Source organism: Brachybacterium phenoliresistens, from assembly GCF_000576425.1.
In the GTDB taxonomy this organism is placed as follows: Bacteria; Actinomycetota; Actinomycetes; order Actinomycetales; family Dermabacteraceae; genus Brachybacterium; species Brachybacterium phenoliresistens.
In genome coordinates, this window is sequence record NZ_KK070005.1 from 1 (window position 1) to 24702 (window position 24702).

Consider the following 24702-nt stretch of genomic DNA (forward strand, 5'->3'; position numbering starts at 1 on the left):
CTGTGGAGGCTGCGCCGCGGCCTGCCGCCCCGGCGCCGCGGCCGCCGGACCGGCCCCCGGCTCCGCCGCGTCCTCCGCCGGCGGGACGGCGCCCGCCGCGGGCCCCCGCGGGTGCCGCGCCCTGCTGCTCCTCGTCCCAGGAGGCGCGCAGCTCCTCGTTGGCGCGCCGGTCCTCGGCGAGCTTGCGGTTGGCGCCGCCCTTGCGCCCGAAGTCGAGCTTGCGGGGAGCGCCCTTGTGCTTGATGCGCGAGGGATCCTCGGCGGGCTCCCCGGAGGGGGTGCGGCCGCCGAGGTCGATGAGGGCCTGGGCGGAGGCGTCGCGGACCTCGGACTCGACGGGCTCGACCTCGGCGCCGCTGATCACCTCGCGGACGGGGCCCAGCTGGTGCGGCAGGGCGAGGGTGACGACGGTGCCCTCGGCGCCGGCGCGGGCGGTGCGCCCGGAGCGGTGCACGTACTCCTTCACGTCCGTCGCCGGGTCGACGTGGACGACCATGGTGACGTCGTCGATGTGCAGACCGCGGGCGGCGACGTCGGTCGCCACCAGCACGGGGAACGCGCCCTCGCGGAAGCCGGCCAGGACGTTGGTGCGCAGGCCCTGCTGCTTGTTGCCGTGCAGCGCCGCGGCCGGGATCCCGACCTCGATGAGCTCCTGGGCGACGCGCTCGGCCCCCAGCTGGGTGCGGGTGAACATCAGGGTGCGGCCGCGGCGGGCCCCGAGCTGCGCGGTGATCTGGCGCTTCTGCTTGGGGTTGATCGCCAGCAGACGATGGCGCATGGTCTTGACGGCCGCGGCGACGGGCGTGGTCTCGTGGGCGACCGGATCGACCAGGAAGCGGTCGATGATCTGCTCGACCTGGCCGTCCAGGGTCGCGGAGAACAGCATCTTCTGCGTGCCCATCTCCGTGTGCTCGAGGATCTGGGTGACCTCGTCGAGGAAGCCGAGGTCGGCCATGTGGTCGGCCTCGTCGATCACCGTGGTCTCCACGCGGTCCAGGAACAGCGCCTCGCGGGCGGCGAGGTCGATCAGCCGGCCCGGGGTCGCCACCACGATCTCGACGCCCCGCGCGAGGGCCTCGGCCTGCTTGTCGATGTTCATGCCGCCGGCGACCAGCTGCGCACGGATCCGCATGGCGCGGGCGAAGGGGTGGAAGGTGTCCACGACCTGCACCGCGAGCTCGCGGGTGGGGACGAGGACGACGCCCAGGGGGCGCCGCTTGTGGACCTTGCGCCCCCGGAAGCGGGCGGTCATCGCGAGCGTGAAGGCGAGCGTCTTGCCGCTGCCGGTCTCGGCGCGGCCGAGCACGTCCCGGCCCGCGAGGGCATCGGGCAGGATCGCCTCCTGGATCTCGAAGGCGCGCTCGAGCCCCTGATCGGCGAGGACCTCCAGGAGCTCCTCGGGCAGGGCCATCTGGTCGAACCGATCGCTGCGGTGGGGAGATCGGCGACGGGCCTTGGGCATGGTGATCCTCCTGACGGTTCTGACACGTCCATCATCGCGCATGGAAGACTGGGCGCACGATGATGCGCACACTCATGACCTCGAAGATCCACCGTGCGACGGTCACTCAGGCCGATCTGCACTACGTCGGCTCGATCACCATCGACGCCGATCTGCTCGATGCTGCCGGAATCCTGGAGAACGAGCAGGTCACGATCGCCGACATCGACAACGGCGCCCGCCTGGTGACGTATGCCATCGCCGGCGAGCGCGGCAGCGGTGTGATCGGCATCAACGGTGCCGCAGCTCACCTCGTCGCCCCCGGCCACCTCGTGATCATCATGGCCTACGGCCTGTACGAGGACGCCGAGGCCCGCGCGCACCGCCCCCGGGTCGTGCACGTGGACCGCGGGAACCGGATCCTGGCCCTCGGCGAGGACGCCGCCGAGCCCGTGCCGGGCGACGCCTCCCAGATCTCCGGCCGCGAGAGCGCCGGCGTCCGATGATCCTCGCGCGCGCCCCCCGCCGGTCGCATCGGCACCGAGGGGGCCGCGCCGCATGACGGGCGTTCTGTCCGGTTTCCTGATCGTCTGGAGCCTGATCGCGATCGGCTGGGCCGTGGGCCGCACCGGCGTGCTCGGCGACCAGGCGCGGTTCGTGCTGAACCGGGTGACCTTCTTCCTCGCCTCCCCGTCGCTGGTGCTCACGGCGCTGCTCACGAGCGATCTGCGCGAGGTGCTGTCGACCCCCATGCTCGTCGCGGGCCTGTCCGGTCTCCTCACCGGGGCGCTGCTGCTGGTGGGGCTGCGCCTGCTCACCCGGCGCCGCGGCGCCGACCTGGTGGTCGCCGCGATCTCCGGCTCCGTCGTCAACGGAGCCAACATGGGCTTCCCGATCGCCGCCTACGTGCTGGGCGACATCTCCCATGCCCTGCCGGTGATCCTCTTCCAGCAGGCCGTGTACACGCCGCTGTACCTGTTCGTGCTGCACCGGGTGACCTCGGAGTCGAGCCCCGGCCTGGGCGGGGTGCTGCGCAGCCTCGGCGCGAACCCCGTGATCATCGCCTCGGCGCTCGGCATGGTGCTGGTCGCCGCCGGCGTGCAGCTGCCCGAGGTCGTCCTCGAGCCCTTCGAGGCCCTCGCGGACATGGCGATCCCGGGCATGCTGCTCGCCTACGGGATCTCGCTGATCGGTTCGGCGCCGTATGCCAAGGACGCCGGGTACCGCGGGCTGATCGCCGTGTCATCGGGCGCGAAGCTGCTGGTGATGCCGATAATCGCGCTCGGTCTCGGCGCCCTGCTGGGCCTGCGCGGCCATGACCTCTACGCGGTCGTGGTGATGGCGGCGCTGCCCACCGCCCAGAACGTGTTCGTGGCGGCCTCCCGCTACGAGGCCGCGGAGGAGCTCGCCCGGGACACGGTCCTGACCACCACCGTGGGCACCGTGGCGGTCCTCCTGCTGCTCTCCGCCGTGCTCGGGGTGTGAGCCGGGTTGGTCGCCGGCGTCCGGCGGCGTAGGATCGGAGCGTGGCTCGTCGACTTCTGCTTCCGTAGCCGCGTCGTACCAGGCCTGCTCGCCGTCGCTCCCGCGCGGAGCGTCCGGCCGGCGGCATCGACGCGGCTCCCCTCGTGCGCACGAGGGTTTTTTCATGTCGGGCCCCCGTCGGCCCGAGCAGCGCGGACGCAGCCCGCGAGGACGACGACATCCCCACCCACACGCAGGAGCGAGGAGCACCCATGACCGAGGCGCCGTACCGCTACACGGCACAGATGGCCGACGAGATCGAGCATCGCTGGCAGGACCGCTGGGAGGAGCAGGGCACCTTCCATGCGGCCAACCCCGTCGGGCCGCTCGCCCAGGACGGCGCCGAGCTGCCCGCCGAGAAGGCCTTCATCATGGACATGTTCCCCTACCCCTCCGGGTCGGGGCTGCACGTGGGCCACCCGCTGGGGTACATCGCGACCGACGTCGTCGCCCGCCATCAGCGGATGCTGGGCCGCAACGTGCTGTACACGATGGGATACGACGCCTTCGGCCTGCCGGCCGAGCAGTACGCGATCCAGACGGGGACGCATCCGCGCGTGACGACCGAGGCGAACATCGCCACCATGCGCCGCCAGCTGGCGCGCATGGGCCTGTCCCATGACCGCCGCCGCGAGCTGGCCACCACGGACGACGAGTTCGTGCGCTGGACCCAGTGGATCTTCCTGCAGCTGTTCGACTCCTGGTACGACCCGGACGCCGAGAACGTCGACGGCATCGTCGGCCGCGCCCGCCCGATCGCGGAGCTGAAGGGCGCCATCCAGGACCGCGAGGTCGACCCGTGGGAGCTGGCCGAGCGCCAGGGCATCGAGCTGCCCGAGTACTGGCGCGGACGCAAGCCCTCGGCCGAGCACTGGGACTCCCCCAAGCGGATCCCCTTCGACTTCCTGGTCCAGTACGAGCCCGAGCACATGCAGGAGCTGGTGGACTGCTTCCGCCTGGCCTACATCTCCGAGACGCCCGTGAACTGGTGCCCGGGGCTGGGCACGGTGCTGGCCAACGAGGAGGTCACCCCCGACGGCCGCTCCGAGCGCGGGAACTTCCCCGTCTTCCGGCGGCGCCTGCGGCAGTGGAACATGCGGATCACCGCCTACGCCGATCGACTGGTCGACGACCTGGACCGGGTGGACTGGCCCGAGTCGGTGCGCGCCATGCAGCGCAACTGGATCGGCCGCTCGCGCGGCGCGGAGATCACCTTCGAGGTCGAGGAGGCCTCCGACGCGCCCCCGCGGAGCTTCGACGTGTTCACCACCCGCCCCGACACGCTGTTCGGCGCGACGTTCACGGTGCTCTCCCCCGAGCACGAGCTGCTGGCCGATCCCTCCACCCTGCCCGCGGCGTGGCCGGAGGGCACGCGGGAGGCCTGGACCGGCGGCGCCGCGAGCCCGCGCGAGGCCGTGGCCGCCTACCAGGCGCGCGCGGCCGCGGCATCGGCCGAGGACCGCACCGCCGAGGACCGCGAGAAGACCGGCGTGTTCACCGGCCTGTTCGCCGTGAACCCGATGGACGAGCGCCGCGTGCCGGTGTTCACCGCGGACTACGTGCTGACCGGCTACGGCACGGGCGCCATCATGGCCGTCCCCGCGGAGGACCAGCGCGACCACGACTTCGCGACCCGGTTCGAGCTGCCGATCATCCGCACCGTGCAGGTGCCGGAGGACTTCGTCGAGGGGCAGGCGTACACGGGCCCGGGCGAGAAGATCAACTCCGCCCACGGGGACCTGGATCTGAACGGCCTGGACGTGGACACCGCCAAGGCGCGGGCCATCGACTTCGCGCTGGAGAAGGGCTTCGGCAGCGCCCGGACCACGTACCGCCTGCGCGACTGGCTGTTCTCGCGCCAGCGCTACTGGGGCGAGCCGTTCCCGATCGTGTATGCCGAGGACGATCCCGACCGCGCGATCGCCCTGCCGCTGGACCAGCTGCCGGTCCCGCTGCCCGAGCTGGAGGACTTCTCCCCGCGCACCTTCGACCCGGAGGACGCGGACACCGAGCCGCAGACCCCGCTCTCGCGCAACGAGGACTGGGTGCACGTCACCCTGGACCTGGGCGACGGCCCCAAGCGCTACCGCCGCGAGACGAACACGATGCCCAACTGGGCGGGCTCCTCCTGGTACGCGCTGCGCTACATCGACCCGACGGACGAGTCCGCCCTGGTCGAGCCGGCCAACGAGGAGTACTGGATGGGGCCGCGCTCCGAGGGCGGCACCGGCGGTGTGGACCTGTACGTGGGCGGCGTCGAGCACGCGGTGCTGCACCTGCTGTACGCCCGCTTCTGGCATAAGGTCCTGTTCGATCGCGGCATCGTCTCCAGCCAGGAGCCGTTCCACAAGCTGTTCAACCAGGGCTACATCCAGGCCTTCGCCTACACCGACGAGCGCGGCTTCTACGTGCCCGCGGCGGAGGTCGTCGAGGGGCCCGACGGGACCTTCACCCACGCCGGGAAGCCGGTGACCCAGGAGTACGGGAAGATGGGCAAGTCGCTGAAGAACAGCGTCTCGCCCGACGAGATGTACGCCGAGTACGGCGCGGACACCCTGCGCGTGTACGAGATGTCGATGGGCCCGCTGGACCTGTCCCGCCCCTGGGAGACCCGCGCGGTCGTCGGCTCCCAGCGCTTCCTGCAGCGCCTGTGGCGCCTGGTGGTGGACGAGGAGACCGGAGAGGTCGTCGTGACCGACGACCCGGCCGATGTCCCCACCCGGCAGGCCGTGCACCGCACCATCGACGGCGTGCGCCGCGACATGGACCAGATGCAGTTCAACACGGTGATCGCGAAGCTCATCGAGCTGGTGAACCACCTGACCAAGTCCGGGGTCTCGCCCCGGGAGGCGGTCGAGCCGCTGGTGCTGATGGTCTCGCCCTTCGCCCCGCACCTGGCCGAGGAGCTGTGGCAGCGCCTGGGCCATGGGGACTCCCTGGCCCGGGCCGCCTACCCGGTCGCCGATCCTGCCCTGGTGAAGGCCGATGAGGTCACCTGCGTGGTGCAGATCAAGGGCAAGGTGCGTCACCGCCTGGAGGTCGACGCGGAGATCGGCGAGGCGGAGCTGGAGCAGCTGGTCCTGGCCGAGCCGCGCGTGCAGGAGCTGCTGGAGGGCCGGAGCGTGCGCAAGGTGATCGTGCGCGCGCCGAAGCTGGTGAACATCGTCGTGTGATCCTCGAGGGGGCGGACCGCTGGTCCTCCCCCGACGACGGTTATCCACATTCCCGGAGCCGGGGATGATGTCGTGCCGCGACGCGCCTAGCGTCGCGGCATGACCTCTTTCCTGGGCTGCATCCCCGAGCAGATGCGCGAGCTGAACGACCTGATCCTCGAGCGGACGGAGCAGATCCGCGACCTCCTCGAGGACCTGGGGGTCCTCTCCGGCGCGGTCGGCTGGACCGGGCCCGATGCCGAGGCCTTCCGTGACCGGACCGGGGCGGTGATCGCCCGGGGCGGGGCGACCGCCGCGATGCTGCTGCGCCGCGGGCAGGAGCTGGCCGCCCAGGCCGAGGCGCAGGACGCCGCCAGCGCCCCGGACCGCGGCGCCGTCCCGGGGGCCGAGGGTCCGGGCCCTCGCGGGTCCGCCCTGCCCGAGATCCTCATGGGCCCGACCTCTCCCGGCGGCCCCGCCGGCGGTCCCCCGCCGGCCTCCGGCACCGGGACCTGGCAGGAGACGCTGCGCGATCGCGGCGGCATCGGGCAGCCGCTCGCCGCCACGCCCCAGGAGCTCGAGCGCCTGCGCGAGGCCGGGACGGCGGCCCTCGAGGATCTGCGCACCCCGCGTCCCGGGGTCCCCGCCGAGGAGGGCGGGCTCCGCTACGACGAGGACATCCTCGCCGGCGCCGAAGGGTTCCGGACCCTCGCCCTGCGCAAGGTGCCGGGGCTCGGCCTGCTGCAGGGGGCGAACATCGGTCACGGGAAGATCGAGACCGCCCTCGAGGACGCCGAGTCCTGGCTGATCGCCCACGGGCACGAGGAATGGGTGCCCGCCCTGGACCTGGCGAGCATGCCGGTCACCGTGGGCGGGTCGCTGGTAGGGGACGAGTCGGTGCTGGGGCAGTCGCTGCGCGGGATCGACCAGACCCTCGCCAACCGGGTGCAGACCACCGGCGCCGTGGGCTCGGAGCTGCTGGAGGGCGACCTCGGCGGCGCGGCCCGCGAGCTGGAGTACGGGATGCTGCGCGACATCGAGAACGCCTCCCTGCTCCTGGTGCCGGACCCCACGCAGGCGGTCCTCGGTGCGGGTGAGGAGCTGCTGCACGACATGGCGGACGCCAGCGAGCCGATCGCCCCGGCCCCGGTCTCCGAGCAGATCCACGCGATGGCCGACGGGGTCGGCGGCTTCAAGGACCAGATGGAGGAGGCGCGCGGGCTGCTCACGGACCCGCAGGAGCTGCTGCGCCGCCGCCGCGAGCACCTTCCCCTGCCCTGGGACCCCGCCCCCGCCCAGGGGTGAGGACGGGGCCCCGATGAGCCCGCGGACCGGCGCGGTCGCCCTCCGCCGGTCCGCGGAGGCTCAGGCGGCGGGCTCGGCGTCGGCCTCGGCCGCCACCGACAGCGCCAGTCCGGGCCCCTCGCCGGACCCGCCCTCGGCCCGATCCACCAGGACCTCCTGGCCGTCCGCGACCTCGCCGCGCAGGAGCATGCGCGCCAGGGCGTCGCCGATCTCCTTCTGCACGAGGCGCTTCAGCGGACGCGCGCCGTAGGCCGGGTCCCAGCCCTCCGCCGCGAGCCAGTCGATCGCCGCATCGGTGACCTCGAGGCCGATCCGGCGGTCGGCCAGACGGTCCGCGACCGAGCGCACCTGCAGGCGCACGATCCGGGCGAGCTCCTCCCGGTCCAGGCGGTCGAACATCACGACGTCGTCGAGGCGGTTGAGGAACTCGGGCTTGAAGGACGCCCGCACCACGTCCATCACGGCCCGCTCCCGGGCGGCCTCGTCCAGGCCCTCGTCCAGGAGGAACTGCGAGCCCAGGTTCGAGGTGAGGATGAGGATCGTGCTGCGGAAGTCGACGGTGCGCCCCTGGCCGTCGGTCAGGCGGCCGTCGTCCAGCACCTGCAGCAGGATGTCGAAGACGTCCGGGTGGGCCTTCTCGATCTCGTCGAGCAGGACCACCGAGTAGGGGCGGCGCCGCACGGCCTCGGTGAGCTGACCGCCCTCGTCGTAGCCGACGTACCCGGGCGGGGCCCCGACCAGGCGCGAGACGGTGTGCTTCTCGCCGTACTCGGACATGTCGATGCGGACCATCGCGCGCTCGTCGTCGAAGAGGAACTCGGCCAGCGACTTCGCGAGCTCCGTCTTGCCCACGCCCGTCGGCCCCAGGAACAGGAAGGAGCCGGTGGGCCGGTTCGGATCGGAGATCCCGGCGCGGGCACGGCGCACCGCGTCGGCGACCTCCGTGACCGCGCGCCGCTGGCCGATCAGCCGCCGCCCGATGAGGTCCTCCATCTCCAGGAGCTTCTGGGTCTCGGACTGCAGCAGCCGGCCGGCGGGGATCCCGGTCCAGGAGCCGACGACCTCCGCGATGTCGTCCGGGCCGACGCGCTCGGACACGAGCGGCCGCTCGTCCTCGAGGACGCCGCCGGCCTCGCGCTCCTCGGCGTCCTGCAGCTCCTGCTTCAGCTGCGGGATGTCGCCGTAGAGGATCTTCGAGGCGGCGGTGAGGTCGCCCTCGCGCTGGGCGCGATCGGCCTGCATGCGCAGCTGCTCGAGCTGCGCCTTCAGGTCGCCGACGAGGTTCAGCCCGGCCTTCTCCCGCTCCCAGCGGGCCGCGAGGGCCGTCATCCGCTCGGTGCGGTCGGCGAGCTGGGCGCGCACGGACTCCAGCTGCGCCCGGCTGCCGGGGTCGTCGGATCCCTGCAGGGCCAGCTCCTCCATCTTGAGCCGGTCGACCTGACGGCGCAGGATGTCCAGCTCCACCGGCGAGGAGTCCAGCTCCATGCGCTGGCGCGAGGCGGCCTCGTCGACCAGGTCGATGGCCTTGTCCGGCAGCTGGCGTCCGGTGATGTAGCGGTCGGACAGGGTCGCCGCGGCCACCAGCGCGGAGTCGGTGATCGAGACCTTGTGGTGGGCCTCGTACTTGTCCTTCAGGCCGCGCAGGATGGTGATGGTGTCCTCGACGCTCGGCTCGCCGACGAAGACCTGCTGGAAGCGGCGCTCGAGCGCCGGGTCCTTCTCGATGTTCTCGCGGTACTCGTCGAGCGTGGTGGCGCCGACCATGCGCAGCTCGCCGCGGGCGAGCATGGGCTTGAGCATGTTGCCGGCGTCCAGGGCGCCCTCGGAGCCGCCGCCCGCCCCGACGACGGTGTGCAGCTCGTCGATGAAGGTGATGATCTGCCCGTTGCTGGTGCGGATCTCGTCGAGCACGGCCTTCATCCGCTCCTCGAACTCGCCGCGGTACTTCGAGCCCGCGACCATCGAGGAGAGGTCCAGGGAGATCAGGCGCTTGCCGCGCAGGGACTCGGGCACGTCCCCCTCGACGATGCGCTGGGCGAGGCCCTCGACCACGGCGGTCTTGCCGACGCCGGGCTCGCCGATGAGCACCGGGTTGTTCTTGGTGCGGCGCGAGAGCACCTGCACCACCCGGCGGATCTCGCTGTCACGGCCGATGACGGGGTCCAGCCGGCCCTCCCGGGCCTGCTCGGTCAGGTCGATGCCGAACTTCTCGAGGCTCTGGAAGGTTCCCTCGGGGTTCTGGGTGTCCATGTGCGCTCCTTTCTCGGTGAGCGATTCCGCGGCGGAACGAAGGGCCTCCGGCGTCGCTCCCGCGGAGGCGAGCAGTCGCGCGGCGTCGTCCGAGCCGAGCGCGATGCCGATCAGCAGCTGCTCGGTGGACAGGTAGGTGCGTCCCTGGGCGTCGGCCTCCCGGCGGGCGGCCTCCAGGGCGTCGTAGCCGGAGCCGACGAAGGTCGGATGCTCCGGGGCTCCGCTGCCGCTGACCGAGGGCAGAGCCCGCACGGCGGCGTCGGCCGAGGCGGCCGTGGCGGCGGGGTCGACGCCGACCTCCGCGAGGAGGGCGCGGCCGATCCCGTCCTCCTGCGTGGTCAGCGCCCACAGCAGGTGCATGGCGAGGATCTGCGGATTGCCGAGCTCGACCGCCCGCTGGGCGGCGGCGCTCACGGCATCCTGCGAGCGGGTGGTGAATCGGAAATCCACGGTCGTCCTTCCGGTGTGCGATCAGCAGTACACGAGGTGCAACGACACCCGGGTTGAGTCTATTCCGCTCAACTCTGGGGAGGGGGCGGACGGCGCGCGCCGCCCGAGCGCCGGACCGACGGCGTCCCGCCCCGCTACTATCGCAGGGTGCGAGGCGGCATCCGTGCCGTGCGCCCCCGTTCGTCCCCGTCGCGAGGTCCTCCATGACGCATCCCCCGCAGCAGCCTCCCCCGTCCGCCCCGCAGCATCGACCCCGGCCCGGAGCCGCGCAGCACCCCTCCGGGGCCCCGCAGTTCCAGTCCAGCCCGCAGTACGTCGACTACGGCCTGCCCCGGCTCTACGACACCTCGGTCCGCCCGGCCGGCCCGCTGACCGCGGCGCGCTTCGCCCCCGCCCCCGTGCAGGCGCCGCCGCAGGCCCAGCCGCAGTCGGCCTGGGCCACCCAGACGCGCCGGGTGCAGCAGCTCCAGGGCAAGGGCGACCAGTACGTCCCCGTCTCGCGCGTGCTGGCGTGGATCCTGGTGGCGCTGCTGGGCATGGCCCTGCTGGTGGTGCTGGCGTTCTTCTTCTTCCTCTACGCGATCTCGACGACCTCGAGCCCGCTGTGGTGGCTGGGGTACGTCATCATCGCCGGCTTCTCCCTGGTGGTGATCGCCGGGGTCATCTTCCTCGCCGACCGCTGGGATCCCCAGCCCATCCCCCTGCTGCTCAGCGCGGTGCTGTGGGGCGCGGCGATCGCCGTGGCGATCAGCTTCGTGGTCAACACCCTGGTGGGCGAGATCGCCTATGCGGTCAGCGGCTCCGAGGTCGTCTCGAGCTTCGTCGGCGCCGTGATCAGCGCCCCTCTGACGGAGGAGACCTCCAAGGGGCTCGGCCTGGTCGTGCTGTTCCTCATCGCCCGGCGCTACTTCAACGGCCCGCTGGACGGCCTGCTGTACGGCGCGCTCATCGGCGGCGGCTTCGCCTTCACCGAGAACATCCTCTACTACGGCCGGGCGCTGGACGGCGGCGGCATCGGCGGTCTGGCGGTGCTCGGCGTGATCCGCGGCGTGATCGGGATCTTCGGCCACGCGATCTACACGTCCCTCACCGGCGTGATCATGGGCCTCGTGGCGCGCAAGTGGGGCACCCTGCCCGGCGCGCTCGTCTTCCTCGTCGCCACCTGGCCGGGCATCGCCCTGCATGCCCTGTGGAACGGCAGCTCCTTCCTCTTCCCCAGCCTGTGGGGGCTGATCCTCATGCTGATCATCGAGATGTGCCTGTCCGCCGTGTGGCTGGGGCTGATCGGGCTGCTGGTCTGGGACGAGTCCCGCCTGACCCGGGTGCGCCTGGGCGACTACGCCAACCGCGGCTGGCTCACCCATGAGGAGGTCACGATGCTGGCCACCTGGAAGGGCCGGCGCGAGGGCAAGCAGTGGGCGCGGCAGATCGGCGCCCTGCCGACGATGAAGAGGTTCATCCGCGAGTCCGCGGACCTCGCCTCGGTGCGCCAGCGGCTCATGGCCGACGGCGCCAACCCCAAGGTGGTCCGGCACGAGCAGCAGCTGCTCACGCGCCTGACCGCCAACCGCCAGGCGCTGGTCTCGGCATCCGGCGGCGCCTGAGCCGCCCGGTCCGGCCCGCCCGGGGCCTCCGTCCGGCCGCCCGGGGCCTCCGTCCGGCCGACTAGGGCCTCCGGGCGGCCGCCGGCGGCCTCAGTCCGTCTCTCCCCCGGAGCGGTCGAGCTCGTCGCGGCCGCGCAGCCGATCCATCTCGCGCCGCTCCTTCTTCGTGGGGCGGCCGCTGCCGCGGTCCCGGCGGGGCGGGGCCGCGAGCAGCTGCGGGGGCGGCGGCGGGGTGAGGTCCTCGTAGTTCGCCCGGGCCACGGGCGCCCCGACGCGCTTGCGCAGGATCCCGCGGATGACGAGGATCCGCTCCCGGCCCGGGAAGCGCACCCGCAGCTCCTCCCCCACCACGACCTGCTGGGCGGCCTTGGCCGGCTCCCCGCCCCGGCGCACGTGCCCGCCGCGGCACGCCGCGGTCGCCGCCGAGCGGGTCGGGAAGATGCGGGCGCTCCACAGCCACACGTCCAGCCGCACCGACCCCTGGACCTGCAGGGGCACGGCGGGCGCGGGATCGGACCCGGGTGACGGAGGCGGGGCGGGGGCCGAGCTCATGCGGCGACCTCCCGCACCAGCGGCCACGGGTCCTCGGCCTCGAGCAGCTCGGCCAAGGAGAGCACGAGCACGTCGTCCCCGGCCCGGACCGCGCCGATGTGCGCGCCGAAGGGCAGCTCGGTCCCGTCGATCTCCTCCCGGTGCACGGGCACGGAGATCGCGGCACGGCCGGTCATGTTCCAGGTGCTGGTCCAGGGGGTGAAGGCGCACTGGGCGTCGAAGTCCGCGGCCGGATCGGCCAGCTGCAGATCGGCGGGGAAGGCGGGCGGGCCGCTGAGGGACGGGGTCAGCACCGCATCCACCGAGGCGAAGGCCTGCCCGACCGTGCGGGCGAGGGCCTGCATCCCCGCGAGCGCCGAGGAGACGGCGACGCCGTCGTATGCGCGGCCCTGCGCGCGCAGCCACCGGGTGAGCGGCATCAGCTGCTGCTCGGCCTCGGGCGGCAGCGGGATGGAGGCGGCGCCGACGGTCCACAGCGGCATGAAGGTGCGCCACTGCTCGGGGGTGAAGGGGGCCGAGAGCTCGACCAGCTCGTGCCCGGCTCCGCGCAGCGCCTCGCTCGCGCGCTCGACGGCGCGCAGCGCGGCGGGGTGGACGGGGGTGTCGATGTTCAGCGGCTGCGTGAGCACGCCGATGCGCAGCCCGCCGCTGCCGTGGGCGGCGCGCGCCCCGCGGCGGCCCTGCGCCTGCTCGCGGCCCTGGAGCGCCGCGAGGAAGCCGCCCGGCGGCAGCGGCGCCGGGTAGGCGTCGCCCGGCCGGGACCCGGCGATCGCGTCGAGACCGGCGGCGACGTCGCGGACCGTGCGGGCGATCATCCCGTCGCTCACCAGGCCCGGCCCCTCGGCGCCGTAGGGGCCCGGGGAGACGACCCCGCGGGAGGGCTTCATCCCGACCACGCCGCAGCACGCCGCGGGGATGCGGACCGAACCGCCGCCGTCGGAGCCGTGCGCGAGGGGCACGATGCCGGCGGCGACCGCGGCGGCCGCCCCGCCGCTGGAGCCGCCGGCGGTGCGGCGCAGGTCCCACGGCGTGCGGGCCGGCGCCGCGTGGGCGGGCTCGGTGTAGCAGGGCATGCCGAACTCGGGGGTGGAGGTCTTGCCGATGGTGACGGTCCCGGCGTCCTCGAGCAGGGCCGGGACGCCGTCGGTGACCTCGGCGATGGTCCCGCGCAGCACGGCGCTGCCGGCCTCGAACGGCTCCCCGGCGATGCGGCTGAGGTCCTTCACGGGCACGGGCACGCCCAGCAGCGGCGACCGGCGCGCGAGCTCCGCGGCGGCGGCCGGATCGGTGCGGGCGGCCTCCAGGCGGGTCTGCGCGCGCTCGGCCTGTGCGCGGGAGCGCTCGGCGAGCAGATGCGCGAAGGCCCCGGTCGGCGCGGCCTCCTCGCGCGACGCCCGCAGCACGGCCTCGGTGTGCTCGCGCGCGTCGGCCTCGCCGCGGCGCAGCGCTGCGGCGAGGTCGAGCGCGCTCAGGTGCCGGGTCTCGGTCATCGTCTCCCCTGCTCGGTGGTCAGTCGCCCTGCGGCGGCGGCCCGGTGGTCAGTGCCGGCGCGAGGCCAGCTGCTCGCGCACGTGCTGGACGACGCCGTCGGCGGCGGCCTCGATCTGCGCGAAGCAGGTCTCGAAGTCGCGCTCGTCGCCGTACCAGGGATCGCGGATCCCGGGGTCGGCGCCGACCTCGGGGTCGAAGGTGCGCATCAGGTGCAGCCGCCCCGCGATCGTCGCTCCCGCCTCGTCCCGGATCGGCTGCAGGTGGTCGTGGTCCATGGCGAGGATGAGGTCCGCGTCCTGCAGGGCGCGCCGGGTCATGCGGCGGGCGCGATGCTCGTGGGACGCGATCCCGTGGGCGTCCAGCAGGGCCCGGGCGCGCGGGTCGATCGGCTCGCCCTCCTCCCAGCCGGTGGTCCCGCAGGAGGCGACGCGCACCTGGTCGGCGAGGCCCTCCGCGGCGAAGCGCTCGCGCAGCAGGAGCTCCGCCAGGGGCGAGCGGCAGATGTTCCCCGTGCACACCGTCAGGACGACGTAGCTCACCGTGCCGGGTCCTGGGGAGCGAGCAGATCGGCGTAGTCCTCATGACGTGCGATCCATCCGGCGGCGAACCAGCAGGTCGCGACGACCTTCCCGCCGTGGGCGCGGACGTCGTCCAGGGCGAAGCGGACCAGGCGCGAGCCGAGCCCCTCGCCGCCGTGGTCCGGGTCCACGATCGTCGAGCGCAGGTCGCGGACGAAGCCGCCGCCGGGGATCGGCTCGTCCGCATAGGCGAGCACGGCGAGGACCGACGCGCCGCGCAGCAGCTCGTAGCGATCACGGTCGGGATCGTGGACCAGGCGGTCGTCGCCCGCGGCCGAGCCGCCATCGGTGGTGCCGGACGTCGTCTCCATGGTCCATCACGGTACACTGCCGCTCATGCCCGCGCCCCTGATCTGGCACATCACCGAACTGGCCGCCTGGGAGGACGCGGTTCCCCGAGGTGTCTACGAGCGGTCCACCCGCGGCCGAGACCTCGGCGAGACGGGCTTCATCCATGCCACCCTGCCCGAGCAGATCTCCGTGGTCGCCAAGCGCGTCTACCCCGACCGGCCGGACGGTCTGGTGATCCTCGAGATCGACGTGCACCGCGTCGAGGAGGCCGGGGTGATGGTGAGCTTCGAGGAGGACACCATCGGCACCAGCGGCCAGGCGTATCCCCATATCCACGGCCCCCTGCCCATCGGCGCCGTGATGCGGCTGCGCCGCACGAAGTGGCTCGGCCGCGAGTTCGTCGTCGTCGCCTAGCGCCGTGGTCGCGCGAGGCGGTGCGGACGTACCATCGAGCATGGCCCGATACCTCGACATCCATCCCGTCGACCCGCAGCCGCGCCTCATCGAGCAGGCCGTGCGGATCCTCCGCGACGGCGGCCTGATCGCGTACCCCACGGACTCCTGCTACGCGCTGGGCTGCACCCTGGACAACGCAGACGGCCTCGAGCGGATCCGGCGGATCCGCCAGGTCGGTCAGAACCACGACTTCACCCTCGTCTGCGCGGACTTCGCCCAGCTGGGCCAGTTCGTGATCATCTCCAACCCGGTGTTCCGCCTGGTCAAGAACTCCACCCCGGGCCCGTACACCTTCATCCTCCCGGCGACCAAGGAGGTCCCCCGGAGGATGTCGCACCCGAAGAAGAAGACGGTCGGGGTGCGCATCCCCGAGCATCGGGTGGCCCATGCCCTGGTCGAGGCGCTCGGCGAGCCGATCGTCTCCTCGACCCTGCTGCTGCCCGGGCACGAGGAGCCGCCCAGCGAGGGCTGGCAGGTGCAGGACCTGCTGGACCACCAGCTCGAGGCGATCATCGACTCGGGCGAGGTCGGCATCGACCCCACCAGCGTCGTGGACGTCTCCTCCGGCACGGTCGAGGTCCGCCGCGAGGGCGCCGGGGACGTCGCGCACCTGCTGTGAGCGCCCCGCCGTCCGCGCCCCGGGTGCTCGTCGTCGACGACGACGCCGTGCTGCGCTCGGTGCTGCGGGACTACTTCGAGGCCGATGGCTTCGAGGCCACGCCCGTCGGGGACGGGCCCGCGGCCCTCGAGGGCGTCCGGACCCTCGACCCGGACCTGGTGATCCTGGACCTCTCCCTGCCGGGGATGGACGGCCTCGAGGTGTTCCGGCGCCTGCGGGCCGCCGGCTGCGGCACCCCTGTGATCATGCTGACCGCCCGGGCGGAGCAGCCCGAACGGATCCTCGGCCTGGAGATCGGGGCCGATGACTACGTCGCCAAGCCCTGCTCCCCGCGCGAGGTCGTGCTGCGGGCCCGCTCGGTGCTGCGCCGCAGCGCCGCCGCGGCCGCGGCCTCCTCCGGCGCCGCCGAGGCCCCGGCGGTGCTGCGCGACGGGGACCTCGAGCTGGATCCGCGCGCAGGCACCGCGACCCGCGCCGGGGCGCCGCTGCCGCTGCCCCCGCGCGAGTTCGCTCTGCTGGAGAGGTTCCTGAGCCGGCCCGGGGAGCTGCTCGAGCGCGATGAGATCCTGCGCAGCGTGTGGCACTGGGAGTACGGGGACCCCTCCACGGTGACGGTGCACGTGCGCCGGCTGCGGGAGAAGGTCGAGGAGGACCCGGCCCGCCCGCGGCGGCTGGTGACTGTCTGGGGGCGCGGCTACCGATGGGATCCGGCGCGGTGAGCGCCGCCCTGCTCACCGCGCTCGCGGCGGCGGTGCTCACGGGGGCGGCCGGTTCTGTCCTCGCCGTGGTGCTCGCCCGGCGCCGCCTCGCCTGGGCGGTCGTGGCGGCGCCGCTGGCCGCGGTCGCCGCGGTGGCCGCCGGCGTCCTCGCCGGCACCCGGCTGATGCTGTTCGGCCCCGAGCCCTCGCGCCAGCTCACCTCGATCGTCGTGGTCTCGGCGGCGGTCGCCGTGGCCGTCGGCGTGATGGTCTCCTGGCAGGTGGCCCGCGCCGAGCGCGCCCGGGAGGCCGAGCGCATGCGCCAGGAGCTGGTCAGCCACCTCTCCCATGACCTGCGCACCCCGCTGGCCGGGATCCGGGCCATGTCCCAGGCGCTCGAGGACGGCGTCGGATCGGAGCGGGAGGCGTACCCGCGCCGCATGCTCGCGCAGATCGACCAGGCGATCACCCTGGCCGACGACCTGCTGTCGCTGTCCACCTACCCGCTGCCCCGGCGCCCCCGGGAGGAGGTGCGCCTGCACGATCTCGTCTCCGACGCGGTCGCGGGGCTGCGCGCCGAGGCCGACGCCGAGGGCGTGGAGATCCGCGGAGAGGTGCCCGCGCACCTGCAGGTCCCGGCCGATGCCCGCGAGCTGCTCCGCGCCGTGACGAATCTGCTGGTGAACGCGGTGCGCCACACGCCGGCCGGCGGCGAGGTGCTGGTGTCGGCGCGGGAGGAGTCCCGGGGCCGCGTGGTGCGGGTCCTCGTGCAGGACTCCTGCGGCGGCATCGACGAGGAGACGCGGCGGCGCATGTTCGATCCGCTGTGGCGGGGCGATGCGGCACGCAGCCCGCAGCGGCCCGGCGCCGGTCTGGGGCTGGCGATCGTGCGCTCGGTCGCGAGCGCGCACGGCGGCTCGGTCGCCGCCCGCAGCGCTCAGGACGGCTGCGAGGTGTCCTTCACCCTCGCACGTCCACGCTGATGCGGTGGTACCCCTGCGACCCGTTCGGGGCGGGCGGGGCGACCTCTGCGCTCTGCAGCTCGCCGGAGGCATCGGCCGCCCGGGCCGCCAGCACGTGCTCTCCCGGGGCCAGCTCGAGGCGCACCACCCACTGGCGCCAGTAGTCGGCATTGACGTCCTCGGACAGCTCGGCGTCGATCCAGGGGCCGTCATCGACCTGCACCTGGACGGCGCCGACGCCCCGGTGCACAGCCCACGCCACGCCCGCCACCGCGACCCTGCCGTCGGCCCCGGGCTCGGCGCGGCCGTTGCCGCGCGGGGTGTCGATGCGCGCCGAGGTCTTCACCGGCCCCTTCGCGGACCAGCCGCGGGTGGTCCAGTAGGCGACCTGCTCGGCGTAGGTCCCCACACTGAGCGTCGTGAGCCATTTGGTGGCCCCCACGTAGCCGTACAGCCCCGGCGTGAACAGCCGGGCGGGGGCGCCGTGCTCCGGGCTGAGCGGCTCGCCGTTGATGGCCACCGCGATGAGGGCCTCGCGGTCGTCCGTCAGCGCCTCCAGCGGGGTGCCGGCGGTGAACCCGTCGACGGAGGTGGACAGCACCTGGTCGGCGCCGCGGAGCGGGACCGCGCGCGCGAGCAGGTCCCGCACGCGCACGCCCTGGAACCGCACGGAGCCGATGAGGTCGCCGCCCACCGGGTTGGACACGCACAGCATGGTCGCATCGTGCTCGACCATCGGCATCGCCATCAGCTCGGGCAGGGTGATCTCGTAGGGGTTCTCGACCATGCCCTCGATCCGCAGGCGCCAGGTCTCGGGGTCGTACCCGGGCACCACCAGCGCGGTGTCGATGCGGTAGAGCTCATCGGCCGGGGTGCGCAGCGGGCTGATGCCCTCGACGTCCAGGCCCTCCGGCAGCTCCGGGGCCTGCACCTCCGGCTCCGGGACGGCCACCAGCTCCGGGGTGACCTGCGGTGCGGGGCGCAGGGCACGGCCCAGCAGCGGCGCGAGCGCGCCGAGCGCCCCGAGGCCCGCGCCGGTGGCCAGCAGACGCCGGCGCGAGGCGCCGCCGATGGCCGCGGGATCCGCCTGCTCCTCCTGGGCCCGCAGCAGCTGGGCGCGCAGCAGGCGGAGGGCGCCGATGCCGCCGGCGGCCAGGACCAGCCCCGCCACCAGCGATGACGGCGCGACGGCGACACGCAGCAGCGCGGCGAGGATCGCGATGGCGCCGACCGCTGCGATCCAGATCGTGGCCCAGCGGGCCGTGCGGGCCAGGCCGGAGCCGATCAGGGCGGTGATGGCGAGGGTCCCCGCGAGCACGCAGCCGATGAGGAAGGGCTTGTCCGCCGTCCCCAGCAGCCCGATCACCAGGTCCTTGACCGGCGGCGGGGTGAGGTCGATGGTCACCGCCCCCACCAGGGACACCGGGGAGGTGCGGGGCTGGACGAGGGCGGCGGCGAGCTCGGCGAGACCCAGGCCCAGGCCCGCCGCGACCGCCGTCGTCAGCGCTCCGGCCACCCGTGCGCCCCGGGCCTGCGAGCTCGTGCTCATGCTCTGGTCACTCCCCGCCGTCCGTGCCGGTCATGTCCTCGTCCTCGGTCATGGAGCCCTCGGTCATGGAGTCCTCCGTGCCGGAGTCCCCGGACATGCCCTCCTCGGAGCCCATGTCCTCCTCCATCATCTCTCCTCCGCCGTCGGAGGTCATCGGCTCCTCCATCATGTCCCCGCCGCCGTCGGAGGTCATCGGCTCCTCCATCATGTCCCCGCCGCCGTCGGAGGACATCGGCTGCTCGGTCATCTGCTCCTCGGTCATCTCCTCGGAGGGGTCCTGCTCCCCGGCGCCGCCGGTGGAGCCGCAGGCGGCGAGGCCGAGGGCGGCGGCGGCGCCGAGGAGCGCGGCGCCGGTGCGCAGGAGGGTCGTGGGACGGGTGCGGATGCGGGATGCGGTGTTCATGCCCCCATGCTCCCCATCGGACGCGGAACGAGCGCTGACGGGGTCCTTACGGAACCCTTACGACCGCGCCGCCTCCCCGGGCCGATGCGGGGCGCCGGGGGTGCGGCGCGGGGCCAGGGCCCCGGAGAAGACGAGGATGCCGACCGCATAGATCGGCACCAGCCACAGGGCGTAGCGCAGGGTGAGGGCATCGGCCAGAGCACCCACCAGCGGCGGGGTGAGGAAGAAGCCCAGCCGGGCCAGCCACCCGACCACGGTGATGCCGACCCCGGGCGGCAGTCCCGGCATGTCGTCGGCCCCGCGGTAGGCGGCGGGGAACAGCGTCGCCACGCCCCAGCCGGCGGCGGCGAAGCCGATGATCGCGGTCACCGGGTGCGGCAGGATCAGCGCGAGGCTCATCCCGACCGCGGCGATCAAGGCCCCGAGCCGGGCGGTGGTGCGGTCGCCGAGCCGGTCGACGATCGCATCGCCGAGGAAGCGGCCCACGGTCTGGGTGCCCTGCAGCGCGACGAACGCGAGACCGGCGACGAAGGGCACCGCATCGAAGGTCGACTGCATGAACAGGGCGCCCCAGGTCCCGCCGGCATCCTCGGTGGAGCCGGCGAAGACGAGCACCATGCCCAGGGCGAGGACGAGCCCCAGGGGGCGCAGGGCGATCCCCCGGATGCTGCGCCCGGTGGACGGGGCGAGGACCGCGGGGACCTCCCCGGCGGCCGCGGGGGCCGGGCCAGCGCCGTGGACCTCGCCGCGGGCCGCGTGCTCGCGCTCGGGCGCCTCCCGCTCGGTGCCGTCGGGACCGGTCAGCATCCCGCGGTACGCCCATGCCGCGGCGGCTCCGAAGACCACCAGGCCCAGCAGGCCCTGCAGCCACAGCGGCAGGGCGAGCTGCGCGGCGAGGCCGCCCAGCAGACCGCCGCCCACCGCGCCGAGCGACCACCAGCCGTGGTAGCTGTTGATGATCGAGCGCCGGTACCGCCGCTCGACCCGCATGCCGTGGGCGTTCATGCAGATGTCGGTGAGGGCGTCGGCCGCGCTGGCCAGCAGCAGCGCCCCGGCCAGCCACAGCCAGGAGCCCGAGATGTAGATCAGCAGATGGGTGGTGCTGGCGACGACCTGGAAGACCACCGCGACCCGCGCCGAGCCGAACCGCGCCATGAGCCGCGCCGCGAGCAGACCGGCGATCAGCCCGCCGACGGGACCGATGCCGACCGCGAGGCCGAAGGCCGTGTTGCTCAGGCCGATGGACTGCACGATCTCCGGGTACCGCGGCAGGATCGCGCTGAAGGACGCGCCGTTGAGCAGGAACAGCAGCGAGACGGCCCAGCGGGCGCGGCGGGCATCGAGGGCGACGGGGAGCGCGGAGGCGCGCGGGCTCGGGGACACCACGGAATCCTTTCACCGCGGGCCTCCCGCCGCCAGCGCGTCCGGCCCGTACTCTGGGCGCATGTCGACACACATCGGTGCAGCGCCCGACCAGATCGCTCCCTATGTCCTCATGCCCGGAGACCCCTATCGCGCCCGCTGGATCGCCGAGACCTTCCTCGAGGATCCCGTCCAGATCACCGACATCCGCGGGATGCTCGGATTCACCGGCACCTATCACGGCGTGCGGATCACCGCGCAGGGCTCGGGCATGGGCCAGCCCTCGATGGGGATCTACGCCCACGAGCTGTTCCAGGACTACGACGTGCAGGCGATCATCCGCGTCGGGACGTGCGGGGCGATCTCCGACCGCGTCTCGGTGCGCGACGTGATCCTGGGGACCTCCGCCTCGACCGACTCCGCCATGAACCGGTCCCGCTTCGGGGACGTGACCTACGCCCCGGCCGCCGACTTCGAGCTCGCCCGCATCGCCGCGGAGGTCGCCGACCAGGGGATGCTGCCCGTGGTGGCGGGGGGCCTGTTCTCCTCCGACCACTTCTACAACCCCGATGCGAGCATCACCGGGACGCTCGCGCAGTACGGCGTGCTGGGCGTGGAGATGGAGGCGGCGGCGCTGTACACGCTGGCCGCGCAGTTCTCCCGCCGGGCGCTGGCGGTGTGCACCGTCTCGGACCACCTCCTCACCGGGGAGGAGACCTCCGCCCAGGAGCGCCAGGAGACCTTCGAGGACATGATCGTGCTCGCCCTCGACACGATCGAGCGGCTCGAGAACCGCTCCCGCTGACGCGGCGGCGCCCGCCGGGGCAGGGCCGGCCGGGCCGGCAGAGCCGGCGGGGGCGCCGGCCCGGGCACGACGAGGGCCCCGGATCCGCGGATCCGGGGCCCTCGTGCGGGAGCGGCGGGGCCGCTCAGACCATGTACTTGGGGATCGCCGTGAAGGTGATGAACAGCGAGACCAGGCACATCGCCAGGCCCACCAGGAACAGGTACCAGCCCACGGTGTAGAGGCTCATCACGTACAGGCCCGCGACGAACAGCACGAACAGGATCGTGGTGAGCGCGACGGAGCTGACGAGGCTGTTGCCCTCGCTGGTCACGTGCGACTCCCGCGTGCTCGCGGTGGCGGTGTGCTGCTCAGTGGTCATGCTTCCTCCCGGGACGGCGCAGATGGTGCCTATCGTACGCCAGCGCGGACGGTGCCCGCGGCCGACGCGGCCCGCGCCGTGGCCACGAAGTGATCGAACAGTCCCGCCCCGGCCTCGCCCAGCTCCGGGTGCCACTGCACCGCGAGGACGGGGCTGCCCGCCACGGCCTCGAGAGCCAGCACCACGCCGGAGCCGGCGTGGGAGCCCACCGCGCGCAGCGCCGGCGGCACCTCGCGGACGGCCTGGTGGTGGTAGGCGGTGACGCGGGCCCGGGTGCCCAGCGCGAGCGCCAGATCGCTGGCAGCGCTCAGCTCGACGTCGACCTCGGTGGGCTCCAGGCCGGTGGTCGGGTAGGCCTCGACGTCCTCGGGGAGGTGCTGGTGCAGGGTGCCGCCCTCCGCGGCGGCGATGATCTGCAGGCCGCGGCAGATGCCGAGCACCGGCACGCCGGCGCGGCGGGCGAGGGCGTACAGCCCCGCCTCGAAGGCGTCGCGCTCCGGATCGGGCGCCAGGTCCGTCTCCCGGGGATCGGCCCCGTACAGCGACGGGTCCAGGTCGCGGCCCCCGGAGAGGACGAGGCCGTCGAGCTCGGCGAGCTCCTCCTCGGTCCACAGGTCCTGCGGGGAGAGGATCACGACGCGGGCACCGGCCTCGCGCAGGGCCCGCACGTAGTGCTCGGTGAGGGTGACGGCGTCGTGGCCCGCCCAGGCGCCGGACATCATGCGGGTGGTTCCTGCGGTGATGCCGATGAGCGGGCGGCGGGTGCTGAGCCGGGCCATGACGTTCCTTTCCGCGAGGAGCCTGCGCCCCCGGGCGGGGACGCGCCGCAGGTGCGACGAGGTCCATTGCACGCGCCCGGGGCGCGCGGGGTCGACCTGTGTGGCCGAATATGACGCGGTCCGGCCGCCTCTCTGGTAGGAACGTGCCCATGAGCGCACATTCCTCCGATGCCCTCGTCATCCAGCTCGACCCGACCTACGGGCCCGGGCAGCTCGTCCCGGCGCTCGAGCGCGCCGGGCTGCAGATGCACCTCGTCCAGCCGCACCGCGGCGATCAGGTGCCCACCGACCTGCGACGGATGGAAGGCCTGGTGGTCCTCGGCGGGGCGCTGCACGCGCACGACGACTCGCGGGTCCCGCACCTGCGGGCGGTGCGCGCGCTGCTGCGCACGGCCCGCGGGCGGAACCTGCCCACCCTCGGCATCGGCCTCGGCGCCCAGCTGCTGGCGCTCGCCCTCGAGGGGAGGATCGGGCCGGCCCGGGCGCGGGACGCCGGGAAGCTGCTGCGCCTGACCGAGCTGACGCTCACCGACGCCGGCCGGGCGGACCCGCTGCTGTCGGCGCTGGCCGAGCACCCCGTGGGGATGGACATCGCCGGGGACGGCGTCCGATCCCTGCCGCCGGCCTCGACGCTGCTGGCCACCGACGCCCGCGGCGGCGTGCAGGCGTTCCGCACCGAGGAGGTCCTGTGGGGCCTGCAGTTCCATCCGGAGGCCGATGAGGCGCTGGTGCGCGCGGCCGTCGGCTCCACCGCCTGCCTGCCCGCGGCCGACGACCCGGTGCGCGCCGCCTGGACGGCGCTGCTGGACGCCTTCGCCGATCAGGTCCGCACGGGCTGACGGATCGCCTGCTCGTAGCAGCCGCGCAGCTGCTCGGCAAGGACGGGCCAGGTGCGCCGGCGCACCGCCTCGAGGGCGGCGCTGGCGAAGGCCGCCCGCTTGGCGTCGTCGAACAGCAGGTCCGCGGCGTGGTCGCGGAGCTCGTCGAGCATCCCCGGGGTGTACAGCCAGCCGGTGCGGCTCGGGGCGATGAGGTCGACGGGTCCCCCGCGGCGCGGCGCGATCGCCGGCAGGCCCGAGGCCATGGCCTCCTGGATGGTCTGGCAGAACGTCTCGAGCTCGCCGGGGTGGATGAAGAGGTCGGCGCTGGCGAGATGACGGGCGAGGTCCCGGCCCGAGCGGAAGCCGACGAAGCGGGCCCGCGGCATGGCGCGCTGCAGGGACTCCCGGTCCGGGCCGTCCCCCACGACGACCAGCCGCACCCCGGGCATGTCATGGATGATCCGCAGATCCCCCACCTGCTTCTCCGGCGCCAGGCGGCCGACGTACACCACGATCCTCTCCCCCGGCTGCGCCAGGGAGCGGCGCAGCTCCTCGCTGCGCAGCGACGGGGAGAACAGGGAGGCGTCCACCCCGCGGCGCCACAGGCCCACCCGCTCGATCCCGTGCTCGATGAGCTGGTCCCGGGTGAACGTCGACGGCGCCAGGGTCAGCGAGGCCCGGTTGTGCACGTCGCGCAGCAGCTGCCAGCTGGCCGCCTCGAGGAAGGGCAGGCCGTACTTCGCGGTGTAGCCGGGGATGTCGGTCTGGTAGACGGCGACGGTCGGCACGCCCAGCTGCTGCGCGGCGATCATGGCGCGGCCGCCGAGGATCGTCGGGGAGGCGAGGTGGATGACGTCGGGCTGGAAGTCCTGGATGCGCCGGCGCAGGGATCCTGCGCTGGTGGTCGCGATGCGCACGTCGCCGTAGCCGAACATCGGCACGGAGGTGATGCGCCGGACCCGGATCTTGCGTCCGCAGGCGGTGCGCAGGAACTTCTCGGCGCGCGGCTGCTGGGGGGCGATGATCGCCAGGTCGTCGCCGCGGGCGGCGAACTCGTCCACGACCTTCAGCACCGAGTTGGTCACGCCGTTCATATGGGGCAGGAACGATTCGGACACGAACATGATCCTCACGCCCACGATCCTGCTCCTGCCCGATGAGATCGGTGCGCTGGAGCCGTGACGTGTCCGTGACGCCTCGGTGAACTCTTCGGGGCGCCGATCGCGACCGCTGCGACGCGGCTCCCTCC

23 protein-coding genes are annotated in these 24702 nt (G+C 73.6%); 11 read left to right on the forward strand and 12 right to left on the reverse strand.

Annotated features, from left to right (window positions below; genetic code table 11):
* On the reverse strand, positions 1 to 1462 hold a 1462-nt coding region (locus tag BF93_RS16245; protein ID WP_038374103.1), incomplete at its 3' end, for a DEAD/DEAH box helicase.
* Between the two features lie 59 nt (positions 1463 to 1521).
* Here BF93_RS16245 and panD point away from each other — a divergent pair.
* From panD to BF93_RS16265, 4 genes are all read left to right on the forward strand, one after another.
* Positions 1522 to 1947, forward strand: a complete 426-nt coding sequence (gene panD, locus BF93_RS16250; protein WP_038374104.1) for an aspartate 1-decarboxylase — start codon at positions 1522 to 1524, stop codon at positions 1945 to 1947.
* Between the two features lie 52 nt (positions 1948 to 1999).
* Positions 2000 to 2926, forward strand: coding sequence for an AEC family transporter (locus BF93_RS16255; protein ID WP_038374105.1), 927 nt, complete (start codon positions 2000 to 2002; stop codon positions 2924 to 2926).
* Positions 2927 to 3177: 251 nt separating this feature from the next.
* The gene (gene leuS / locus BF93_RS16260; protein ID WP_038374107.1) at positions 3178 to 6138 is read left to right on the forward strand and encodes a leucine--tRNA ligase; all 2961 of its coding nucleotides are present in this window, start codon (positions 3178 to 3180) and stop codon (positions 6136 to 6138) included.
* Between the two features lie 99 nt (positions 6139 to 6237).
* Entirely contained in the window at positions 6238 to 7422 is a 1185-nt protein-coding gene (locus BF93_RS16265; RefSeq protein ID WP_038374109.1) for a hypothetical protein, read from the forward strand.
* A 60-nt stretch (positions 7423 to 7482) separates the two neighbouring features.
* On the opposite strand, the gene clpB is transcribed toward BF93_RS16265, so the two are convergent.
* Positions 7483 to 10122 carry an ATP-dependent chaperone ClpB gene (gene clpB / locus BF93_RS16270; RefSeq protein ID WP_038374110.1) on the reverse strand — a complete coding sequence of 880 codons (2640 nt, stop codon included), beginning with the start codon at positions 10120 to 10122 and terminating at the stop codon, positions 7483 to 7485.
* A 203-nt stretch (positions 10123 to 10325) separates the two neighbouring features.
* On the opposite strand from clpB, the gene BF93_RS16275 reads away from it, so the two are divergent.
* On the forward strand, positions 10326 to 11726 hold the full coding sequence (locus tag BF93_RS16275) for a PrsW family intramembrane metalloprotease (protein WP_038374112.1): 1401 nt from the start codon (positions 10326 to 10328) through the stop codon (positions 11724 to 11726).
* A gap of 90 nt (positions 11727 to 11816) precedes the next feature.
* Here the strand turns inward: BF93_RS16275 and BF93_RS16280 are convergent, their stop codons facing one another.
* From BF93_RS16280 to BF93_RS16295, 4 genes are read right to left on the reverse strand one after another with little or no spacing between them, the layout of a single operon-like run.
* A complete protein-coding gene (locus BF93_RS16280; RefSeq protein ID WP_084148643.1) occupies positions 11817 to 12278 on the reverse strand; it encodes an RNA-binding S4 domain-containing protein in 462 nt (153 codons plus the stop codon).
* Positions 12275 to 13768 (reverse strand): amidase, encoded by a 1494-nt coding sequence (locus BF93_RS16285; protein WP_038374113.1) that lies wholly within the window; start codon positions 13766 to 13768, stop codon positions 12275 to 12277. The genes BF93_RS16280 and BF93_RS16285 overlap by 4 nt, the downstream gene beginning before the upstream one ends.
* A 48-nt stretch (positions 13769 to 13816) precedes the next feature.
* Positions 13817 to 14308, reverse strand: coding sequence for a low molecular weight protein-tyrosine-phosphatase (locus tag BF93_RS16290; RefSeq protein WP_038374115.1), 492 nt, complete (start codon positions 14306 to 14308; stop codon positions 13817 to 13819).
* Positions 14305 to 14658 carry a GNAT family N-acetyltransferase gene (locus tag BF93_RS16295; RefSeq protein WP_051487105.1) on the reverse strand — a complete coding sequence of 118 codons (354 nt, stop codon included), beginning with the start codon at positions 14656 to 14658 and terminating at the stop codon, positions 14305 to 14307. The genes BF93_RS16290 and BF93_RS16295 overlap by 4 nt, the downstream gene beginning before the upstream one ends.
* 25 nt (positions 14659 to 14683) lie before the next feature.
* Between BF93_RS16295 and BF93_RS16300 the strand changes: the two genes are divergently transcribed.
* From BF93_RS16300 to BF93_RS16315, 4 genes are read left to right on the forward strand one after another with little or no spacing between them, the layout of a single operon-like run.
* Entirely contained in the window at positions 14684 to 15052 is a 369-nt protein-coding gene (locus tag BF93_RS16300; RefSeq protein WP_038374116.1) for a DUF952 domain-containing protein, read from the forward strand.
* A 40-nt stretch (positions 15053 to 15092) separates the two neighbouring features.
* Positions 15093 to 15713: an L-threonylcarbamoyladenylate synthase gene (locus tag BF93_RS16305; RefSeq protein WP_038374117.1), complete on the forward strand. Its 621-nt coding sequence runs from the start codon at positions 15093 to 15095 to the stop codon at positions 15711 to 15713.
* On the forward strand, positions 15710 to 16432 hold the full coding sequence (locus BF93_RS16310) for a response regulator transcription factor (RefSeq protein WP_038374119.1): 723 nt from the start codon (positions 15710 to 15712) through the stop codon (positions 16430 to 16432). The genes BF93_RS16305 and BF93_RS16310 overlap by 4 nt, the downstream gene beginning before the upstream one ends.
* Positions 16429 to 17394 (forward strand): sensor histidine kinase, encoded by a 966-nt coding sequence (locus BF93_RS16315; RefSeq protein WP_156954183.1) that lies wholly within the window; start codon positions 16429 to 16431, stop codon positions 17392 to 17394. The genes BF93_RS16310 and BF93_RS16315 overlap by 4 nt, the downstream gene beginning before the upstream one ends.
* On the opposite strand, the gene BF93_RS16320 is transcribed toward BF93_RS16315, so the two are convergent.
* The 3 genes from BF93_RS16320 to BF93_RS16330 are packed head-to-tail and all read right to left on the reverse strand — an operon-like array spanning position 17372 to position 20708.
* The gene (locus BF93_RS16320) at positions 17372 to 18922 is read right to left on the reverse strand and encodes a molybdopterin-dependent oxidoreductase (RefSeq protein WP_038374122.1); all 1551 of its coding nucleotides are present in this window, start codon (positions 18920 to 18922) and stop codon (positions 17372 to 17374) included. The genes BF93_RS16315 and BF93_RS16320 overlap by 23 nt on opposite strands.
* A gap of 7 nt (positions 18923 to 18929) precedes the next feature.
* Positions 18930 to 19325, reverse strand: coding sequence for a hypothetical protein (locus tag BF93_RS16325; RefSeq protein ID WP_038374123.1), 396 nt, complete (start codon positions 19323 to 19325; stop codon positions 18930 to 18932).
* A gap of 57 nt (positions 19326 to 19382) precedes the next feature.
* The gene (locus BF93_RS16330) at positions 19383 to 20708 is read right to left on the reverse strand and encodes an MFS transporter (protein WP_232226473.1); all 1326 of its coding nucleotides are present in this window, start codon (positions 20706 to 20708) and stop codon (positions 19383 to 19385) included.
* A 61-nt stretch (positions 20709 to 20769) separates the two neighbouring features.
* On the opposite strand from BF93_RS16330, the gene deoD reads away from it, so the two are divergent.
* The gene (deoD, locus tag BF93_RS16335; RefSeq protein ID WP_038374126.1) at positions 20770 to 21492 is read left to right on the forward strand and encodes a purine-nucleoside phosphorylase; all 723 of its coding nucleotides are present in this window, start codon (positions 20770 to 20772) and stop codon (positions 21490 to 21492) included.
* A 124-nt stretch (positions 21493 to 21616) separates the two neighbouring features.
* On the opposite strand, the gene BF93_RS16340 is transcribed toward deoD, so the two are convergent.
* Both BF93_RS16340 and BF93_RS16345 read right to left on the reverse strand, forming a co-directional pair.
* Positions 21617 to 21853 (reverse strand): hypothetical protein, encoded by a 237-nt coding sequence (locus tag BF93_RS16340; protein WP_038374127.1) that lies wholly within the window; start codon positions 21851 to 21853, stop codon positions 21617 to 21619.
* 29 nt (positions 21854 to 21882) lie between these two features.
* Complete coding sequence (locus BF93_RS16345) at positions 21883 to 22632, reverse strand: gamma-glutamyl-gamma-aminobutyrate hydrolase family protein (RefSeq protein ID WP_084148644.1); 750 nt, start codon at positions 22630 to 22632, stop codon at positions 21883 to 21885.
* Between the two features lie 149 nt (positions 22633 to 22781).
* Between BF93_RS16345 and BF93_RS16350 the strand changes: the two genes are divergently transcribed.
* Positions 22782 to 23471 (forward strand): type 1 glutamine amidotransferase, encoded by a 690-nt coding sequence (locus BF93_RS16350; RefSeq protein ID WP_051487106.1) that lies wholly within the window; start codon positions 22782 to 22784, stop codon positions 23469 to 23471.
* On the opposite strand, the gene BF93_RS16355 is transcribed toward BF93_RS16350, so the two are convergent.
* Entirely contained in the window at positions 23453 to 24577 is a 1125-nt protein-coding gene (locus tag BF93_RS16355; RefSeq protein WP_332248923.1) for a glycosyltransferase family 4 protein, read from the reverse strand. The genes BF93_RS16350 and BF93_RS16355 overlap by 19 nt on opposite strands.
* Positions 24578 to 24702 lie beyond the last annotated feature (125 nt).

Bases quoted from the DNA above. Each gene is read 5' to 3' on its own strand.
- deoD (WP_038374126.1), top strand. From the start codon at position 20,770: ATGTCGACACACATCGGTGCAGCGCCCGACCAGATCGCTCCCTATGTC.
- BF93_RS16280 (WP_084148643.1), bottom strand. From the start codon at position 12,278: ATGAGCTCGGCCCCCGCCCCGCCTCCGTCACCCGGGTCCGATCCCGCG.
- BF93_RS16355 (WP_332248923.1), bottom strand. From the start codon at position 24,577: ATGTTCGTGTCCGAATCGTTCCTGCCCCATATGAACGGCGTGACCAAC.
- BF93_RS16300 (WP_038374116.1), top strand. From the start codon at position 14,684: ATGCCCGCGCCCCTGATCTGGCACATCACCGAACTGGCCGCCTGGGAG.
- BF93_RS16320 (WP_038374122.1), bottom strand. From the start codon at position 18,922: ATGAGCACGAGCTCGCAGGCCCGGGGCGCACGGGTGGCCGGAGCGCTG.
- BF93_RS16350 (WP_051487106.1), top strand. From the start codon at position 22,782: ATGAGCGCACATTCCTCCGATGCCCTCGTCATCCAGCTCGACCCGACC.
- BF93_RS16305 (WP_038374117.1), top strand. From the start codon at position 15,093: ATGGCCCGATACCTCGACATCCATCCCGTCGACCCGCAGCCGCGCCTC.
- panD (WP_038374104.1), top strand. From the start codon at position 1,522: ATGATGCGCACACTCATGACCTCGAAGATCCACCGTGCGACGGTCACT.
- BF93_RS16345 (WP_084148644.1), bottom strand. From the start codon at position 22,632: ATGGCCCGGCTCAGCACCCGCCGCCCGCTCATCGGCATCACCGCAGGA.
- BF93_RS16285 (WP_038374113.1), bottom strand. From the start codon at position 13,768: ATGACCGAGACCCGGCACCTGAGCGCGCTCGACCTCGCCGCAGCGCTG.
- BF93_RS16255 (WP_038374105.1), top strand. From the start codon at position 2,000: ATGACGGGCGTTCTGTCCGGTTTCCTGATCGTCTGGAGCCTGATCGCG.
- BF93_RS16265 (WP_038374109.1), top strand. From the start codon at position 6,238: ATGACCTCTTTCCTGGGCTGCATCCCCGAGCAGATGCGCGAGCTGAAC.
- leuS (WP_038374107.1), top strand. From the start codon at position 3,178: ATGACCGAGGCGCCGTACCGCTACACGGCACAGATGGCCGACGAGATC.
- BF93_RS16295 (WP_051487105.1), bottom strand. From the start codon at position 14,658: ATGGAGACGACGTCCGGCACCACCGATGGCGGCTCGGCCGCGGGCGAC.
- BF93_RS16340 (WP_038374127.1), bottom strand. From the start codon at position 21,853: ATGACCACTGAGCAGCACACCGCCACCGCGAGCACGCGGGAGTCGCAC.
- BF93_RS16275 (WP_038374112.1), top strand. From the start codon at position 10,326: ATGACGCATCCCCCGCAGCAGCCTCCCCCGTCCGCCCCGCAGCATCGA.
- BF93_RS16325 (WP_038374123.1), bottom strand. From the start codon at position 19,325: ATGAACACCGCATCCCGCATCCGCACCCGTCCCACGACCCTCCTGCGC.